The sequence below is a fragment of the Mesorhizobium sp. B2-3-14 genome, from assembly GCF_006442175.1.
GTDB lineage: Bacteria > Pseudomonadota > Alphaproteobacteria > Rhizobiales > Rhizobiaceae > Mesorhizobium > Mesorhizobium australicum.
In genome coordinates this window covers 114,261-130,872 of record NZ_VFVP01000005.1, presented here as the reverse complement: position 1 = coordinate 130,872, position 16,612 = coordinate 114,261, and the positions used below count along the sequence as shown (strand labels likewise).

The 16,612-nt window shown below is 64.1% G+C and carries 13 protein-coding genes; 2 read left to right on the top strand and 11 right to left on the bottom strand.

Annotated elements, in window-relative coordinates:
• The first annotated feature begins 29 nt into the window (after positions 1 to 29).
• A complete protein-coding gene (locus FJ950_RS15140) occupies positions 30 to 932 on the top strand; it encodes a LysR family transcriptional regulator (RefSeq protein WP_140617358.1) in 903 nt (300 codons plus the stop codon).
• 14 nt (positions 933 to 946) lie between these two features.
• Here FJ950_RS15140 and FJ950_RS15135 read toward each other — a convergent pair whose 3' ends face one another.
• The 8 genes from FJ950_RS15135 to FJ950_RS15100 all read right to left on the bottom strand — a co-directional run bounded on the left by FJ950_RS15135 (position 947) and on the right by FJ950_RS15100 (position 10,755).
• Complete coding sequence (locus FJ950_RS15135) at positions 947 to 3,010, bottom strand: ABC transporter ATP-binding protein (RefSeq protein WP_140617357.1); 2,064 nt, start codon at positions 3,008 to 3,010, stop codon at positions 947 to 949.
• Positions 3,003 to 3,881, bottom strand: a complete 879-nt coding sequence (locus FJ950_RS15130) for an ABC transporter permease (RefSeq protein ID WP_140617356.1) — start codon at positions 3,879 to 3,881, stop codon at positions 3,003 to 3,005. The genes FJ950_RS15135 and FJ950_RS15130 overlap by 8 nt, the downstream gene beginning before the upstream one ends.
• On the bottom strand, positions 3,878 to 4,831 hold the full coding sequence (locus tag FJ950_RS15125; RefSeq protein ID WP_140617355.1) for an ABC transporter permease: 954 nt from the start codon (positions 4,829 to 4,831) through the stop codon (positions 3,878 to 3,880). The genes FJ950_RS15130 and FJ950_RS15125 overlap by 4 nt, the downstream gene beginning before the upstream one ends.
• 70 nt (positions 4,832 to 4,901) lie before the next feature.
• On the bottom strand, positions 4,902 to 6,566 hold the full coding sequence (locus FJ950_RS15120; RefSeq protein WP_140617354.1) for an ABC transporter substrate-binding protein: 1,665 nt from the start codon (positions 6,564 to 6,566) through the stop codon (positions 4,902 to 4,904).
• Between the two features lie 265 nt (positions 6,567 to 6,831).
• Positions 6,832 to 8,016, bottom strand: coding sequence for a mandelate racemase/muconate lactonizing enzyme family protein (locus FJ950_RS15115; protein WP_140617353.1), 1,185 nt, complete (start codon positions 8,014 to 8,016; stop codon positions 6,832 to 6,834).
• The gene (locus tag FJ950_RS15110) at positions 8,017 to 9,123 is read right to left on the bottom strand and encodes a mandelate racemase/muconate lactonizing enzyme family protein (protein WP_140617352.1); all 1,107 of its coding nucleotides are present in this window, start codon (positions 9,121 to 9,123) and stop codon (positions 8,017 to 8,019) included.
• Between the two features lie 33 nt (positions 9,124 to 9,156).
• The gene (locus FJ950_RS15105; protein WP_140617351.1) at positions 9,157 to 9,849 is read right to left on the bottom strand and encodes a GntR family transcriptional regulator; all 693 of its coding nucleotides are present in this window, start codon (positions 9,847 to 9,849) and stop codon (positions 9,157 to 9,159) included.
• A 117-nt stretch (positions 9,850 to 9,966) separates the two neighbouring features.
• Positions 9,967 to 10,755, bottom strand: a complete 789-nt coding sequence (locus FJ950_RS15100; protein WP_140617350.1) for a 2OG-Fe(II) oxygenase — start codon at positions 10,753 to 10,755, stop codon at positions 9,967 to 9,969.
• A 100-nt stretch (positions 10,756 to 10,855) separates the two neighbouring features.
• Between FJ950_RS15100 and FJ950_RS15095 the strand changes: the two genes are divergently transcribed.
• A complete protein-coding gene (locus FJ950_RS15095) occupies positions 10,856 to 11,764 on the top strand; it encodes a LysR substrate-binding domain-containing protein (RefSeq protein WP_140617349.1) in 909 nt (302 codons plus the stop codon).
• Positions 11,765 to 11,808: 44 nt separating this feature from the next.
• Here the strand turns inward: FJ950_RS15095 and FJ950_RS15090 are convergent, their stop codons facing one another.
• From FJ950_RS15090 to FJ950_RS15080, 3 genes are read right to left on the bottom strand one after another with little or no spacing between them, the layout of a single operon-like run.
• On the bottom strand, positions 11,809 to 12,960 hold the full coding sequence (locus FJ950_RS15090; RefSeq protein WP_015318882.1) for an efflux RND transporter periplasmic adaptor subunit: 1,152 nt from the start codon (positions 12,958 to 12,960) through the stop codon (positions 11,809 to 11,811).
• Between the two features lie 15 nt (positions 12,961 to 12,975).
• The gene (locus FJ950_RS15085; RefSeq protein WP_140617599.1) at positions 12,976 to 16,152 is read right to left on the bottom strand and encodes a multidrug efflux RND transporter permease subunit; all 3,177 of its coding nucleotides are present in this window, start codon (positions 16,150 to 16,152) and stop codon (positions 12,976 to 12,978) included.
• Positions 16,146 to 16,520: a hypothetical protein gene (locus FJ950_RS15080; protein ID WP_246681063.1), complete on the bottom strand. Its 375-nt coding sequence runs from the start codon at positions 16,518 to 16,520 to the stop codon at positions 16,146 to 16,148. Before FJ950_RS15080 ends, FJ950_RS15085 begins: the two co-directional genes overlap by 7 nt.
• Between the last annotated feature and the right edge of the window lie 92 nt (positions 16,521 to 16,612).

Below are 16,612 nucleotides of genomic sequence, written 5' to 3'. Positions count from 1 at the left end.
ATCGAAATTTTCGATGCTAGAGTGATGGCATGGATACCGAAAACCTGCGCAGCTTCCTGGAGGTCGCCGAGCATGGCAGTTTCACGGTCGCGGCCAGCCGGCTCAATCTCGCGCAGTCAACGGTCAGCGCCCGGATAAGGGGGCTGGAGGAGCAGTTGGGGCGCCGGCTTTTCGTAAGAGATCGCGACGGCGTCACGCTAACGCCGGCTGGCTGGCAGTTCCTCCCGCACGCCTCCTCCATCACCCGCACTTGGGAGCAATCGCGGCAGGACATCGCTGTTCCCGACGGTTACGAGTCGCTGTTGCGCTTCACCGCGCCCGCCTATCTCTGGGATCGCGTCACCTCGCCATGGATCGCGTGGATGCGGGCCCAGCGGCCGAACGTGGCGCTGCGGCTCGAAGGAAGCTTTCCCGACCTGGCGATCGACCAATTGGCCGAAGGACTGCTCGACATCTGCATTCTCTATCTGCCGCGGCCGCATCCCGGCATCGTCTACGAGACGCTGGCCGTCGATCAGGTCGTGCTTGTCCAGCATTCCGCACAGGCAGGACCGTGGACGCAGAACTACATCCTGATGGATTGGGGGCTCGAATTCCGCATCGAGCACGACCGTGCCTTCGCCGGCATGGTGCAGCCGGCAATCTCGGCCGGGCTGGTCTTCATCGGCCTGCAGCACGTGTTGTCGCAAAAAGCCGCGGCCTATCTGCCGCTCAGTGCCGTCAGCGGCTACATCGAGAACGGTGAGATGAAACGCATCGAGGATGCGCCTGTGTTTCAGCGGCCGATCTATCTCGCCTATCCCAGCAATCCCGCATCGTCGGATGTGCTCGACGTCGCGTTGACCGGATTGCGGACACTGGCAAGGGACTGGACCGGTGATCGGGGCTTTGCCGAGGGGGACCGCTCCTTCAGCATGACCGGCCAGGCGTGATGGATGCGGGCCGCTTACGCCGGCAGGGCTGCGACCGCCGCCGGTTTCTGCAGCCGCCTCAACTCGGCATAGGGAATGTGGCAACGGATCGAATGCCCCGGCTCGGCCTCGGCGAGCGGCGGCTCCTGCTGTTCGCAGATCGGCCCGATCTTGCGTGGGCAGCGCGTGTGGAAGACGCAGCCCGATGGCGGGTTGGTGGCGCTGGGGATTTCGCCATCGAGCCGGATGCGTGCCGTCTCGGTCTGACCGAGCTTGGGCACGGCCGATAGCAGCGCCTCGGTGTAGGGGTGATGCGGTCCGGAAAAAACGTCCTCCGATGGGCCGATCTCCATGATGCGGCCGAGATAGAGCACGGCGATCTTGTCGGAGAGATAACGCACCACGCCAAGGTCATGCGAAATAAAGATGTAGCTGACGTCTTCCTTGGCCTGCAGGTCGGCGAGCAGGTTGAGGATCGCCGCCTGGACGGAAACGTCGAGCGCCGAGGTCGGCTCGTCGCAGACGACGATGCGCGGGTCGCCGGCGAAGGCACGCGCAATGGCGACGCGCTGCTTCAGCCCGCCCGAAAGCTGGCGCGGCTTGACCGCCAGATGCCGGTCGGTGAGCCGCACCGAGCGGACGAGATCGTTGAGGCGCGCCTCCAGGGCTGCACCCCTCAAGCCCGCCAGCCGCTTCAGCGCACGGCCGATCAGATGGCGGATCGAATGCGAGCGGTTGAGGGCGGAGTCCGGGTTTTGGAAGACGATCTGCATCGCCTTGACCTGGTCGTCGCCGCGGTTCTCCAGCTTCGGCGCCAGCGCCTTGCCCTCGAGCTCGATGGTGCCGCCCTCATCGGGAGGCACCAGCCCGAGCAGCAGCCTGGCGAAGGTGGTCTTGCCCGAGCCGGATTCGCCGACCAGCCCGAGCGTCTCGCCGGGCCTGAGATCGAGCGAAACGTCCTTGACGGCGCGCAGTGCATGGCCGTGGCTGGCGTAGGTCTTGTTCAGCCGGGCGACGCGCAGCACCGGCGCCGTCGTGGGTTTCGGTGCGGGCACAACGTTGGCGGGCGTGGTACGTGGCAGGGCCTGCGCCTGGTCGTGGTAGTGGCAGCGCGACAGCCGCCTCCCGCGCTCGTCGGTCAGATCATAGAGCGGCGGCAATTCGGTGCGGCAGCGGTCGGTGGCCAGCGCGCAGCGGTCGGCGAAGGCGCAGCCCTTGATGTCAGCGCCGATGCCGGGCAGGAAGCCCGGGATGGTGTCGAGCCGGCCCTGGTCCTTGCGCTGGCCGCCGCGCGGCAGGCAGCGCAGCAGCGCCACCGTGTAAGGGTGGCGCGGATCGTTGAAGACGACATCGGTCGGTCCTTCCTCGACCAGCATGCCGGCATAGAGCACGCCGACCCGGTCGCACATGTTGGAGACGACGGCGAGGTTGTGGCTGATGAACAGGATCGAGGCCGACAGTTCCTGCCTGAGCTGCGCGATGAGGTCGAGCACCTCGGCCTCGACCGTCGCGTCGAGGCCGGTAGTCGGCTCGTCGAGGATCAGCATCGAGGGATCGTTGGCCAGCGCCATGGCGATCGCCACGCGCTGCTGCATGCCGCCCGACAGCTGGTGCGGATAGCGCTGCATGACGCTTGGCGGATCGGAGATGCGCACGCGGTTCAGCATGGCGATGACGCGATCGGTGGCAGCTTGGCCCGTGATGCCGCCAAGCTCGAAAATTTCGGTCAATTGCCGGCCGATGCGGATCGACGGGTTTAGCGCCTTTCCCGGGTCCTGATAGACCATGGAGACGCTTTCGGCGCGCGCGCGCCGAAGCGCCTCCGCGTCGAGCTTCATCACGTCCTGGCCGTCGAGTGAGATGGCGCCACCTGATATCGAGCCGTTGCGCGGGAGGTAGCGCACCACCGTGAGGGCTACAGTCGACTTGCCGCAGCCGGATTCGCCGACCAGCCCATAGGCCTCGCCCTGGCCGATGGTGAGGCTGAGATCGCGCAGCACCGCGCGATTGCGGCCGGCGACCCGGTAGGCGACCGACAGGTTCTTGATATCGAGCGCGTCCTTTGCCTTCCCTGTCGTTGTATTGGCGGGTTCAGTCATTGAAGGCCCCATGCACGCCGTCGGCGGCCAGGTTGACGCCGATCACCAGCGAGGCGATGGCGAGCGCGTCGAACAGCACCGTCCACCAGAAGCCGCCGCCGATCATGCCGTAATTGCTGGAAATGGAGAGCCCCCAGTCGGGTGACGGCGGCTGGATGCCAAAGCCCATGAAGGAGAGGGTAGCGACCGCGAAGATGGCGTAGCCCAACCGCACCGTGGTCTCGACCAGGATCGGCGGGATGACGTTGGGCAGGATCTCGACGAACATCGTATGCAGCGCGCTCTCATGCCTGAGCTGTGCGGCGGCGACATAGTCGAGCTCGCGCTCGGCCAGCACCGCCGAACGCACGGTGCGCGCGATGATCGGCGCGAAGCTCAGCCCGATGACGATGATGACGGTGGTCTTGGACGTGCCCAGCGCGACGATGGCAAGCAGCGCCACGATCACCACGGGGATCGCCATGAAGGCTTCAAGGATGCGGCTGACGACATCGTCGACGAGGCCGCGGAAATAGCCGGTGAGCAGGCCCAGCGCGGTGCCGGCGACCGTCGCCAGCAAGGTCGCCAGGGGCGCGACGGTGAGGATATCGCGCGAACCGACGATGACGCGCGAGAACACGTCGCGGCCGATCTGGTCGGTGCCGAACCAGTGTTCTCGCGAAGGCGGCGCCAGCGCGTTGATGATGTCGTCGGCGAGCGGATCGTAGGGGACAAAATGTTCGCCAAACAGCGCGCAGGCAACCCAGAACAGCACGATGGCGATGCCGACCAGGAACGTTCGCGAGCGCAGCAGGGAGAAGAAGACTTCGGCCACCGCGCCGCGGCGCCGCATGTCGTCCTGCGCGGGGGAGGGGGTCTGGACGGCGCTCATTGGTCTGACCCCAGGCGGACGCGCGGATTCAGCACGGAGTAGAGGAAGTCGGCGATCAATGTGGCCACCGCATAGACGATGCCGATGGTGAGGATGCCGGATTCCAGCATCGGAAAATCCTTGCCGCGCGCGGCGGTGAAGATCAGCGAGCCGATGCCCTGGTAGCGGAACAGCGTCTCGATCACGACAAGGCCGCCGATGAGATAGCCGGTCTGGGTCGCGATGACGGTGATGGTCGGCAGCAGCGCATTGCGCAGCACATGGCGCCAGATCACCGTGCGCCAGGGCAGGCCTTTGAGCACTGCGGTTCGCGTATAGTCGGAATCGAGCGCCTCGATCATGCCGGAACGCGCCATGCGCGCAATATAGCCGAACAGCACCAGGAACAGCGGCAGCGACGGGAGGATCAGGTAATAGAGCTGGGTGAAGAAGCCGGCATCCCTGGGCCACGCGGCCGAGATCGGCAGCCAGCGCAGCCACACGCCGAAGATCAGGATCAGGATGATGCCGGTGACGAATTCCGGCAGCACCGTCACCGACAGGCCGCCGAGGCTGATCATGCGGTCGAGCGGGCGGTTGAGGTTGAGTGCGGCAATGACGCCGCCGAGGATGCCGATCGGCACCACCAGCACGAAGGCGACCCCCGCCAGCTTCATCGAATTGCCAAGCGCACCGATGACGAAGGGCGCCACCGGCGAACGGAAAATGTAGGACGTGCCCATGTCGCCCTGGACGAAGTTCGAGATCCAGCTCCAGTACTGGGTGAGCAGCGGGCGATCGACGCCGAGCGTGTGATTGAGCGCGTCGACCGCGCGTTGGTCGGCGAACGGGCCGAGGATCGCGCGCCCGACATTGCCAGGCAGGACCTGGCCGCCCAGGAACACCATGATGCTGAGCAGGAACAGCGTCACCAGCGACAGGGACACACGCCGCGCAAAAAAGGAGAGAATGGCTAAGACTCCTTGAAAAGCCAGCCCCCCGGGGGAGCTGGCTGTTAGAGGACTGGCTTTCCCTTTTCGCTTACGCCTTCGATGCCTTTTCGAGGAACAGCTGCGACATGGCTGTCGGTTGCACGCCGGCCACGCCCTTTGCCGTCGCCGTCAGGTAGTCATAGAAATAGCCGAAGATGACAGGCGTTTCCTCGAGCAGAAGCTTCTGGATCTTGCCGGCGTCGGCCTTCTGCGCCTCGAGGTCGAGCGCCGCGATATAGCTGGTCGCCAGCGCGTCGTAGTCCTTGTTCTTGAAGTGCGCGGCATTCCAGGTGCCGTCGCTCTTCAGGGGAGCGGCAAGGTAGACGTTCGGCACGCCGCGGTGGCCGTAATCGGTGATGCCCATCGCCGAATCCAGCCAGTTCGACTTGCCGAACACGGCATCGCCGTAATAGGCGCCCTGGTCGAGGACGTTCAGTTCGAGCTCGATACCGATCTCCTTGACCCAGTTCTGGATGAGCTGGGCGTACTCGGGGATTTCGAGGTAGCGCTCGGTGGTCAGCGTCATCTTGAAACCCGGGCCGACGCCGGCGGCTTCCATCAGCTGCTTGGCCTGCCCGATATCCTGCTTGCGCTGTGGCACGCTGACGTCGGTCGACGGGTAGACCGAGGCGAACGGGCTGTCATTGCCCAAGGCCGAGCGTCCCTTCATCAGGCCGGCGGCGAGCTTTTCTCGGTCGAGGCAGAGGGCGATGGCGCGGCGCACGCGGGCATCCTTCGTTGGGCCTTCGTCGCAGTGCATGTGCAGTTGCTGATGCGCCGACGACTTCAGGCTGATGATGTCGAAGCCCGGATCGTTGAGCAGGGCAACGCCCGCGAGAACCGGCATCTGGTTGATGATGTCGATCTGTCCGCCCTGCAGTGCCAGGATTTGCGGCTGCATGTCAGCGAAGAAGGTGAACTCGGTGCGCTCCGGCAGCGCCTTTTCGCCCCAGTAGTCCTCGTTGCGGACGAAGGAGGCGCCCACCTTCGGCGTGTATTTTTCGATCTTGAACGGGCCGGTTCCGTCAAAGCTTTTCTCGTAGTCGCCCTTGTAGCTCGCCGGGATGATGACGGCGTTGTAATTGTCGGACGACACCATGTAGGGGAAGTTGCCGTTCGCGGCGTCGAGGTGGAATTCCACCGTGTAGTCGTCGACTTTCTTGGTGGCGCCCTTCTGCAGGATGCCGGTGAACACAGACAGCGCGTTGGACGAGTTTGCCGGGTCCGCAAGGCGGTCGATGCTGGCCACCACGTCATCGGCCTTCATCTCGCCGCCTGAGTGGAATTTGACGCCCTTGCGCAGCTTGAAGGTCCACACCGTGCCTTTGTCGTTCGGCTTCCAGCTTTCGGCCAGTGCCGGCTTCAGCACCAGGTCCGGGCCGTCGACGCAGAGGAATTCCGCAACCTGCTGCATGACCACCAGGCCGCCGGCGTCGGCGATGGTGACCGGATCGATGGCTGCCGCCGGCACGCTGCTGCCGACGCGGATGGTGGCGCCGGGTGCGCCCTGGGCGCGGGCCAGCGATGGCATGCCGCCAAGGCCGGCAGCCGTGGTGATGCCTCCAAGCAGCGGCAGCGACAGGCCAAGCAGGCTGCCATGGCGGATGAAGTCGCGGCGGCTGACACGGCCGTCGACGAGGCCGTCGATCAGGTGATTTTCGAGCGGCGAGCGATTGCGCCGGATCAGGTCGAGAATGCGGTAGTTCTTGATCATGGGTTTTAACCCTTCCCCTGTTTCTTATGGTTTGATGAATGCGTTTTTCAGTTGACGAAGTCCGTGGAGTTCTCCTGTCCCGGCCATCAACGTTGTCAGTCGACCGGACTGTAGCATGCGGTTTTCCCTGGTCCATCCGATCCTTGCGGCGCGGGGGTCAGATTTTCTTGAGGCAATGCTTCCACCCGTCCGGTCCTGCCGTCGCCATCGATCGCGGCGGCGGACTCTTGTTCTTGAAATACGTCTCCTTTCCCGTGTCGTTCTCCTAGTTCAGCGGCAAACGGCGATATGTCCCTGGCTTGGCCGGGTCATGATATTTGTTGCAAGGGCCGTTCTCGGCAAAGTCGCGATGGCAGGCCGCGAGATTTTTCCGCGACAAGGTGACACCAAGACCGGGACCTTCCGGGACACGCACCGTATTGTTCCTGGGGCAAAACGGCCCCTCCTCGGTGATATCCATAGGTTGCATACGAAACAGCGACTGGTTCGGCTCCCGGATCCAGCCCAGGGCCGCGCACAGATGCAGGTAGGCCGCGCTGCCGATGCCGCTGTCGCCGCTGTAGCACCAGAAATCGATGCCCGCGTGCTCGCAGGCGCCGACAAAGCGCAGCATCCGGCCGATGCCGCCATGCGCGGTCGGGTTGCCGACGAATGCATCCGGCACCTTGAGGTCCATGGCGCGCGCGATGTCGATATTGTGGGTCGAGAACGGGATCGAGCAATGGCGGCGCAGTTGGCGCATCTCCTCCGATGTCGCCACCGGATCCTCCCAGTTGCGCACGCCGAGCTCTTCCAGCGGCCGCGCAAGCCGCCGCGCCGTGCTGAGCGAGTAAGCCTGGTTCGAATCGATGCGGATCATCGCATCGTCGCCGAGTTTTTCGCGGATCAGCTCGACCATTCTCAGCGAGATCCTTGGGTCGTCGGTCGAGAATTTTCCTTCGAAGAAGGTCGTGCCGTGTGTCTCGTGCAGTTCCACGCAATAGTCGGCGACTTCTTCCGGCGTCGTCTCGCCCTTGACACCATCCCCATCGCCGCGCAGCGAGAAATAGTCGGTGAACGGGATGTCCTTGCGCACGGCCCCGCCGAGCAACTGATAGAGCGGCTGGTTCCAGGCCTTGCCGCGCAGGTCCCAAAGCGCCATCTCGATGGCGCCGAAGGCCATGATGCGGGTGCGGTCGTTGATCGACTGCACGCCGGTCCAAAACGGCAGGCAGACATGTTCGGCGCCGGCAATGTCGAAGGCGTCGCGGCCGACCAGCCGCTGGGCAAGAACATCATTGATGATGGCGGCCGCTGCCGGCGTCGGTGCTTCGCCCAGCCCGACAAGGCCGTCCTCGGTCTCGACTTCGACGATAACAGGCGAAAAACCGTCGAGTTCGCCGAACACCCAGGCATAGGGCGCTTCGAGGCGAAGATTGATCGGCGTGGCCTTGATGCCGCGGATCTTCATCTAGCGTCCAACTTCGAAGAAGGGCTTGCCGAGCAGGTCTGGAACGACGTCGATGCCAAGGCCCGGGCCGGCGGGAATACCCATGCGGCTGCCGGTGACCGGCGGCGCGTTCGACGCGGTGCGCACCGTCACCCATTCATGGAAGGCGATCGCGTGCAGCCGACGCTCCTCCGGCGTCGACAGCGACAGATGCGCCATGGCGGATGTGTCGATCTCGGCGCCGCCGGTATCCTCGACCGTGATCATGAAGCCGAGATCGACGGCGACGTCACGGATCAGCCGGGTCTTGGTGACGCCGCCGAGCCGCGAGATCTTCAGCGTCAGCCCGTCCGCCGCGCCGAGGCGATGGATTTCCAGCATCGCCTCCAGCGAGGTGACGGATTCGTCGAGCACCATCGGCTTGTCGAGCATGCGGCGCACCGACATGTTTTCGTCGATCGTCGTGCAGGGCTGCTCGAACGTATAGTCGATCGCCCGCGTCGCGTCAGTGAACTGCCGCGCCTGGTATGGCGTCCACCCGGCATTGGCGTCGCAGAAGATGACAGTGCCTTTCGGCACCGAGGCGGCGACCGCCATGACGCGCTCGACGTCGTCATGGACATTGCCGCCGACCTTGACCTGGAGCCGGCGGAAACCGTCCTCGACGATGCGCTTGGCAAGTGCGGCCATTTGATCGACCGTGCCATGGGTGACGACCTTGTAGAGTTCGGCAGTGTCGCTTTCCCTGCCGCCGAGCAGCGTCACCAGCGGTACGCCGGCGGCCCGCGCCGCCAGATCCCAGCAGGCCATGTCGAGCGCCGATTTGATGTAGGGATGGCCCTTGAACACCGTGTCCATCAGTCGGCCAATGCTGGTCAGCCCGCACGGGTCCTGGCCGATAAGGTGCGGTGCGATCTCCGGCACGCCGGCCCGGGTGCCGGCCGGGAAGGCGGCCGAGTAGAAATTGCCGAGCGGCGCCATCTCACCCCAGCCGGTGACGCCGCTGTCGGAGGTGATGGAGACGATCACAGCGTCGAAGCAGTCGGCCACACGCCCCTTGGACATGCGATAGGGGCCGTCCACGAAAGACTGCACGACGTGATAGGCTTTGATGGTTTCGATTTGCACGTGGAGTATCCATTATCCGCGGTGAGGGGAGGGTCAGGCGCCTTTCGACGGACGCTTTTCGAGGTCGCGCGCATAGGCAAGAAGCTCTTCGAAATCGTGGTCGATATGCTCGCGTGCGTGGCGCTGGGCGGCACGCATGTCGTCGCTCTTGAGCAGCCGCACGTAAGTCTCGTGAACGTCTTCGGCGGGCACGGCTTCGTTGCGTGCCTGCTGGTGCAAGGCGAAATACATCTGCAAACGGCTGGTCAGTCTTTGCCAGGTTTCCAAGAGCACTGAATTGTCGGCCCATTCATGGATCAGGCCATGCAGTTGCAGCGCGGTCTCGATCTGGCGCGTGGTGTCGCGGTCGCGCGTCGCCTGCTTCACCGCCTCGTGGCGCCGGTCGAGCTCATCGAAAAAGCGCTGGTCGCGCAGTTCCCACGTCCGCTCGATGGCGAATTCGTCGAGCACCTTGTTGAGCGAATAGACGTCGTCGATGTCCTTGGCGGTGACATTGATGACGAAGGTGCCTGCATAGGGAATGCTGGTCAGTATGCCTTCCTGGACCAGCTCACGCATCGCCTCGCGCAGCGGGGCGCGGCTGACCCGCATCTGTTCGGAAATCCTGAGCTCGTTGACCTTCTGGCCTGGCTCGAGCTGACCGGTCAGGATCGCGCGTCTGAGCAGCGCCACGATTTCGGCACGGCGTGTCGTGTCGGCAATCGGACTGAATTCCGTCTTCACCATCCGGCCCACTCCCGCGAGAACAGAAGCAGAGACAATCAGATTGTCGACAATCTAACAAGAGGCTCTGCTCGAATTCTTATCTTCGCTTCGGCCCGGGCCGGGGTGCGAAGGGCTGGGTCAAGCCGCACGGCCATAGAAGCCGACGCGCTCCTCCTCGCTGAACATCACGCCTGGCTTCTCATAGTAGGAGAACACCGCGATCATCCGTTCGCGTTCACCTTTGACCGTGGTGACACGATGCGCGGTGTTCTTGCCGCGAAACACGTTCAGCGTGCCTGGTTTCATGCGCAGGATCCTGGCGTCGGGGTCACGTCCTTCGAGCAGCCGGGCGACGCCCTCGTAGTTCGGGTTGTCATCCGACCTGAGATCGGTGCGGTATTCGAGGTCGCCGCCGCGTTGCGCCTGCTGCAGCAGCAAGGTGGTGGTGAATTCCGAGCGGTCGAAGTGCCAGTTCAGCGCTTCGCCGGCGCGATAGGCCATGACATTGGTGCGGGCCAGCGGATCCTCCATGACGTGCAGCTTTGCCTTGCCCATCGTCGCCGCGAGGAAACGCACCAGCGGCTCATACTCATAGATCGCCATCACCGTGCTGCCGGGAATTTGGTCGGCGCAGACCGTGTGGCTGACGGTCTCGACCTTGCGCAATGCGGGATGATCGGGCGCCAGTTCGGGAATGCTCGGCTTGAAGTAGATGTTGTGCATGCGCTTGTGGACATGGGATTGCGTGTCCATGACCGGCTTGATCTCCCGCACCGCCTGTTCGGCGACGCCGGGCTTCAAGAAACCTTCGAGATTGAACATGCCGTCGGCTTCCAGCGCCGCGATCGACTGTCCGACGAGGCGGTTCCATTCGACGCTGCCTTCACGGTCGAGCGGATAGCGGTCGAGATCGAGAATGTCTTTCATGTCATATGCTCCAACGTTAGGCACAGAAGACGGCAAAAAATTCTTTCTCTCAACACCGGAAATTATTAGGATTGGCCAAGAAAAACTTCAGGAGCCTGATTTGGACCGGCTGCCGCCGCTGAATGCGATCAAGGCCTTCGAGGTCGCGGCCCGGTCAGGCAGCTTCACCTTGGCCGCAGCCGAGCTCGGCGTGTCCTCGGCGGCGGTCAGCCAGCAGATCCGCAATCTCGAAGCCTGGTTCGGCAAGCAGCTTTTCGTGCGCACGGGCAACCGCATCGCGCTGACCGATGCCGGGCACGCCATCTATCCGCAGACGGCGCGCGCGCTCGGCGACATTGCCGCGATCGGCCAGCGCATGCTGGAAGGGGGCCTGAGGACGCGACTAGTCGTCAGCGTGCCGTTCTCGCTTGCCGAGCTGTGGCTGGCGCCGAGGCTGGCCGTACTCCTGGATGCCTTCCCGCATATGGCGATCGATGTGCGAGCCGAGGATGATCCGATCGATCTGGTGCGCCAGAATGTCGACGTGCGCATCAGCTATGGCGACTATCACTATCCCGGCCTGCGGATGGTCCGCCTGGTCCATGACGAGGTGCTGCCGGTCTGCGCGCTGGAATTCTGGCAGCGGCACGGCAATGGCGATGCGAGGCTCACCGATTTGCATGAGAGCCAGTTCATCCATACCAATTGGGGACCGAACTATGCCTCGCACCCGAGTTGGACCGACTGGTTCGCGGCATGCGGATCCAGCCGGTCGCCCGACCCGTCGCATGGCCGCCGCGTCGGCCTGTCCAGCCTGGCGATCGCCTCGGCGAGGCTCGGCCTGGGCATTGCCCTCGGCCAGCGGGTGATGGCGCAGGCCGATCTGGAGGCAGGGCGCCTGATCGCGCTGTCATCGGTCTCGGTGCGCCTTGGTCACCCCTATTGCGCCTTCATGCCGCCAGCCAAGGCCGACCGCGCCGACGTCGCCGCTTTGGTCGGCCTGCTCGTGAAAACGGCGCCCGCGACCTGAGAAAAGGTCGGGGGCGCCGCGCGGAAACCGGGCCTGCGGGGGAGTCAGGTAGCCGGTTTCTGTGGCAGGGGCGAAATCGGCATTCCGGGGCCGATCTTCTGCAGATTGCCTGTGATCACCTGGTCGCCTTCAGCGACGCCGCTGAGGATGGCGACCATGTCGCCGCTGGTCGGCCCCAGCGAAACCAGCCGCTGGTCGACCGTATTGCCCTTGCCGACGACATAGAGGTACTTGCCGAGCTGGCTTGATCCCAGTGCGACCTGCGGCACCATCAGCGCATCGGGCTGTTGTTTGACGTGCAGCCGCACGCGAACATACTGGCCAGGCAAGAGCGTGAACTTGGCGTTGCCGATTGTGGCGCGTGCGGTGATCGTGCCGGTCGAGTGATCGATCGTGTTGTCGATAAAGGTGAGCTCGCCCTTCTGGTGGGCCTCCGTCTCACCGGGAAGCAGGACCTCGACCTCGATCGGGCCGGCGGCACGCGCTTCCTCGATCTGCGCCAGGTCCGTCTCGCTCGGATTGAAGGTGACGTAGATCGGATCGAGCTGCACCAGCGTGTTGAGCACGGTGCCGGCAACGCTGACCAGCGTTCCCACGGAAGCCTGGTTGCGGCCCAGACGTCCAGCAAACGGCGCGTGGATTTCAGCGTAGCTCAAATTGAGCTCGGCCGTGCGCACAGCCGCCTGGTTCAGCGCCAGCGACGCCTGCGCCTCGCGCAAGGTGCTGGTGCGCTGGTCGAAGCTGTCCTTGTCCAGGTAGCCGCTCTTGGCGAGTTCGGTACCGCGGCCGAGATTGGAACGTGCATAATCGAGGGTCGCCGTGTCGCGCTGAACCTGTGCCTTCGCCTGGTCGAGCGAGGCCTGGAAGTCATCGGGCGAGATCCTGTAGAGTAGGTCGCCTTGCCGCACGTCGGCGCCGTCTTGCGCCGTCTGTTCTTGCAAATAGCCGGGGACGCGTGCCTGCAGCGTGATGCTGCGGATCGGCTCGGTCCGCGCGGCATAGTCGAGATAGATCGGGATCGTCTTCTTGACCACGTTCGCCACCGGCACCGGCATGACGAACGCTGCTGGAGCCGGCGCGGCTCCGGCCGTGCCGGCATTCAGGCTGAGATTGCCCATGTCCAGCAGGTGGACACTGGCCACCGAGATCGCACCCAGCGCGACAGCCGTTCCCAACGCGATTTTCCATTTACGCATGATGATTCTCCAATCTTATTCGGCCGCTTCCGCCAGAGGAGGAAAGGCGGGTTTGGCCGTTGGTTCAGTGTGTTGAGAAGCGGGCTCGTCGCCGCCGCGCCGTTCGCGCAGCTGTTCGATGACCGCGTAGAAGACCGGCACGAACACCAGCGACAGGATGGTCGCGGCGACCATGCCGCCGAACACGGTGGTGCCGATGGACTGGCGGCTGGCGGCACCCGCGCCGGTGGCGATCATCAGCGGCACCACGCCGAGGATGAAGGCAAACGCGGTCATCAGGATCGGCCGCAGTCTCAGCCGAGCGGCCTCCATCGATGCCTCGACGATGCTGAGGCCTTCCTCGCGCCGCCGTCTTGCGAACTCGACGATCAGGATCGCGTTCTTGGCCGCCAGGCCGATCAGCATGACGAAGCCGATCTGCGAATAGACGTCGATCTGCATGCCTCGTACCCAAAGTGCGGCGAACGCGCCGAACAGGGCGAGCGGCACCGCCAGCAGCACCATGAAGGGCATCGCCCAGCTCTCGTACTGCGCCGCCAGGATCAGGAAGACGAAGACGATGGCGAGGGCAAAGACCACCGACGCGATCGACCCCGCCTTGAGCTCCTGGAAAGTGATGCCGGTCCATTCGAAACCGAAATCCCTGGGCAGCGCGGTCGCCGCTGCCCGTTCCATGGCGGCGACCGCCTGGCCCGACGAATAACCGGGAGCGGCGCCGCCATTGATGGTGGCCGAGGCGTTGTTGTTGTAGTGCGGCACGGTTTCCGGGCCGACGAACGGCACCAGTTTCCCCAACGTGCTGAGCGGCACCATGCCGCCGGAGGCATTGCGCACATAGAGCCGTGAAATGTCGGCTGCACCGGCACGTGAATCCTTGTCGGCCTGGATGGTCACCCGGAAGGTGCGGCCAAACAGGTTGAAGTCGTTCACGTAGAGCGAGCCGAGATAGATCTGCAGCGTGTTGAAGACGTCGGGCAGGTTGAGGCCGAGCAGCTTCGCCTTGGCGCGGTCGAGATCGTAGTTGAACTGCGGCGTCGAGGTCGAGAACGGCGAAAACAGCTGCTGCGGATTGATTTCAGGCTGCTTGCGGGCCTCGGCGATCACCGCTTGCGTGGCGTCGTTGAGGGCCGTGCTGCCGCGGCCAGTGAGGTCCTCGACGACGAATTCGAAGCCGCCCGTGGTGCCGATGCCGGGGATGGAGGGTGGATCGAAGGAGAGCGCAAAAGCCTCCGGAATCTGCATCAGCTTGCCACGCACGTCGCCGACGAGCTTCGAGGCGCTCTGGTCGGGGCCACGCTCCTCCCACGGCTTGAGGATGGCGAACTCGACCGCCGAGTTCGACTGCGCCGCGCTGGTGAGGAAGTTCAGGCCGCTGATCGAGCCGACGATGTCGACGCCTGGCGTCGCCTGCAGGATGTCGCGCGCCTTCTGGGCCACCGCATCGGTACGCTCCAGCGAAGCGCCGTCGGGCAGCTGGATGACGACGAAGAAATAGCCCTGGTCCTCGACCGGAAGGAAGGTCGAGGGCAGCTTTTGCCAGACGAAGTAGGTGGCGACCAGGCCGGCGGCGAACAGGCCAAGCATGATCCAGCGCAGCCGGATAAGGATGCGCACGCCATGGGCATAGGCATGCGACAGCCTGTCGAAGCCCGTGTTGAACCAGCGGAACAGGAAGAATTGCGTCTCGCCTCGATGGCGCAGGAAGGCTGCACTGAGCGCCGGGCTGAGCGTCAGCGAGTTGAAGGCGGAGATGCCGACGGAGATCGCCACCGTCAGCGCGAACTGGTTGTAGAGCTTGCCGGAGACACCGGGAATGAAGGCAACCGGCACGAACACCGCCATCAGCACGGCGGTGGTCGCAATGATCGGGCCGGTGACCTCGGCCATGGCGGCCTTTGTCGCCGCCAGCGGTTTCAGTCCGGCCTCGAGCTGTCGTTCGACATTCTCGACCACGACGATGGCATCGTCGACGACAAGGCCGATCGCCAGCACCATGCCGAGCAGCGAGAGCATGTTGAGCGAAAAACCCATCATCTCCATGATGACGAGCGTCGCCACCAGCGACACCGGAATGGCGATGGTCGGAATGATGGTCGTGCGCCAGCTCTGCAGGAAGATGAAGACCACGGCGACGACGAGCACCAGGGCTTCGCCAAGCGTGATCAGCACGTCATGCATCGAGGCCGAGACGAAGCGCGTCGTATCGTAGTGCATCGCATAGTCGACGCCCTTGGGAAAACGGGCCGACAGTTCCTGCATCTTGTCCTTGACGCGCTGCTGCAGATCGAGCGCGTTGGAGCCGGGCATCTGATAGACGGCGAGCACCACGGTCGGGTCCTTGCCGAAAAAGGCCGAGGACGAATATTGCAGGGCGCCAAGCTCGATACGGGCGACGTCGCGCAGCCGCACCAGCGAGCCGGTGTCGGTGTTGGCACGCACGACGATGTCGCCGAATTCCTTCGGGTCGCTCAACCGGCCGACGGCGTTGACCTGCATCTCGAAGGCGGTGCCGGCGGGCGCCGGCGACTGGCCGATCTTGCCGGCCGCCACCTGGACGTTCTGTTCGGCGATGGCATTTTGCACATCGACCGCGGTGATGCCGAGATTGGCGAGCTTGTCCGGATCGAGCCAGACGCGCATCGAATAACGCCGTTCGCCGAAAATCTGCACGTCGCCGACACCAGGCAGCCGCTTCAGCGGATCCACCACCTGCAGATAGGCAAGGTTGGAGAGCGCCACCGGATCGACCGAATGGTCGGGCGAGGTCAGGTTGACGATGAGCACGAAGTTCGGGTTCTGCTTCTTGATCGTCACGCCGCCCTGGTTGACGATCGCCGGCAGCGACGAGGCGGCCTGCGAGACGCGGTTCTGGACGTCGACGGCGGCCGTGCTCAGGGAATAACCGACATCGAAGGTGATGGTGATGGTCGACGAGCCGTCATTGGAGCTCGTCGAGGACATGTAGGTCATGCCTTGCACGCCGTTGATCTGCTGCTCCAGCGGCGTCGTCACCGTGTCTGCCACCACTTGCGCGCTGGCGCCCGGATAGTGGGCGCTGACGACGACTTGCGGCGGTGTGATGTCCGGAAACTGCGAGACGGGCAGCAGGAAATAACAAATCGTGCCGGCGAGGACCATGATGATGGCGATCGCCGAGGCGAAGATCGGACGATGGATGAAGAAGTTTACCACGACACGCACGCCTCTCCGGCCGCTCTTGCCCGCCCGAAGGCGCTGGCCACCCTGGACAACTGCCCGCGCCCGTCCCGGGACCCTTCCCGTGAACGCAGCAACGGCACCTCGCGACGCTGCCCATCGGCAAGCGAGCGCAACATGTTCTCGAACGCGCGGGGGTCGACCCCGTCTGCCTTCATGACCAGCCGGATCATCGGATCCCGGACGGCCTCATCTATGGTAAGATCGCGGCGCTGTGGCATTGGCCGGCTCCTTGTCTGTCGATTCGCAGCCCGTGCTCGCGAACCGTTTTTCATCTCTTCACCGGCCGAGGCCGCATGATTGGCAATCTTTTCGTCCATCTCGATCTGGTAGGACCAGTTCACGACCTTGTTATTGACGACGGACGATATAGGTGTTACCAGTAAGTAACATTCTGGAAGTTACAGACCGGTAACACCCTAGTCAAGAGGTGGCC

Bases quoted from the DNA above. Each gene is read 5' to 3' on its own strand.
- FJ950_RS15140 (WP_140617358.1), top strand. From the start codon at position 30: ATGGATACCGAAAACCTGCGCAGCTTCCTGGAGGTCGCCGAGCATGGC.
- FJ950_RS15135 (WP_140617357.1), bottom strand. From the start codon at position 3,010: ATGACTGAACCCGCCAATACAACGACAGGGAAGGCAAAGGACGCGCTC.
- FJ950_RS15130 (WP_140617356.1), bottom strand. From the start codon at position 3,881: ATGAGCGCCGTCCAGACCCCCTCCCCCGCGCAGGACGACATGCGGCGC.
- FJ950_RS15120 (WP_140617354.1), bottom strand. From the start codon at position 6,566: ATGATCAAGAACTACCGCATTCTCGACCTGATCCGGCGCAATCGCTCG.
- FJ950_RS15115 (WP_140617353.1), bottom strand. From the start codon at position 8,016: ATGAAGATCCGCGGCATCAAGGCCACGCCGATCAATCTTCGCCTCGAA.
- FJ950_RS15105 (WP_140617351.1), bottom strand. From the start codon at position 9,849: ATGGTGAAGACGGAATTCAGTCCGATTGCCGACACGACACGCCGTGCC.
- FJ950_RS15100 (WP_140617350.1), bottom strand. From the start codon at position 10,755: ATGAAAGACATTCTCGATCTCGACCGCTATCCGCTCGACCGTGAAGGC.
- FJ950_RS15090 (WP_015318882.1), bottom strand. From the start codon at position 12,960: ATGCGTAAATGGAAAATCGCGTTGGGAACGGCTGTCGCGCTGGGTGCG.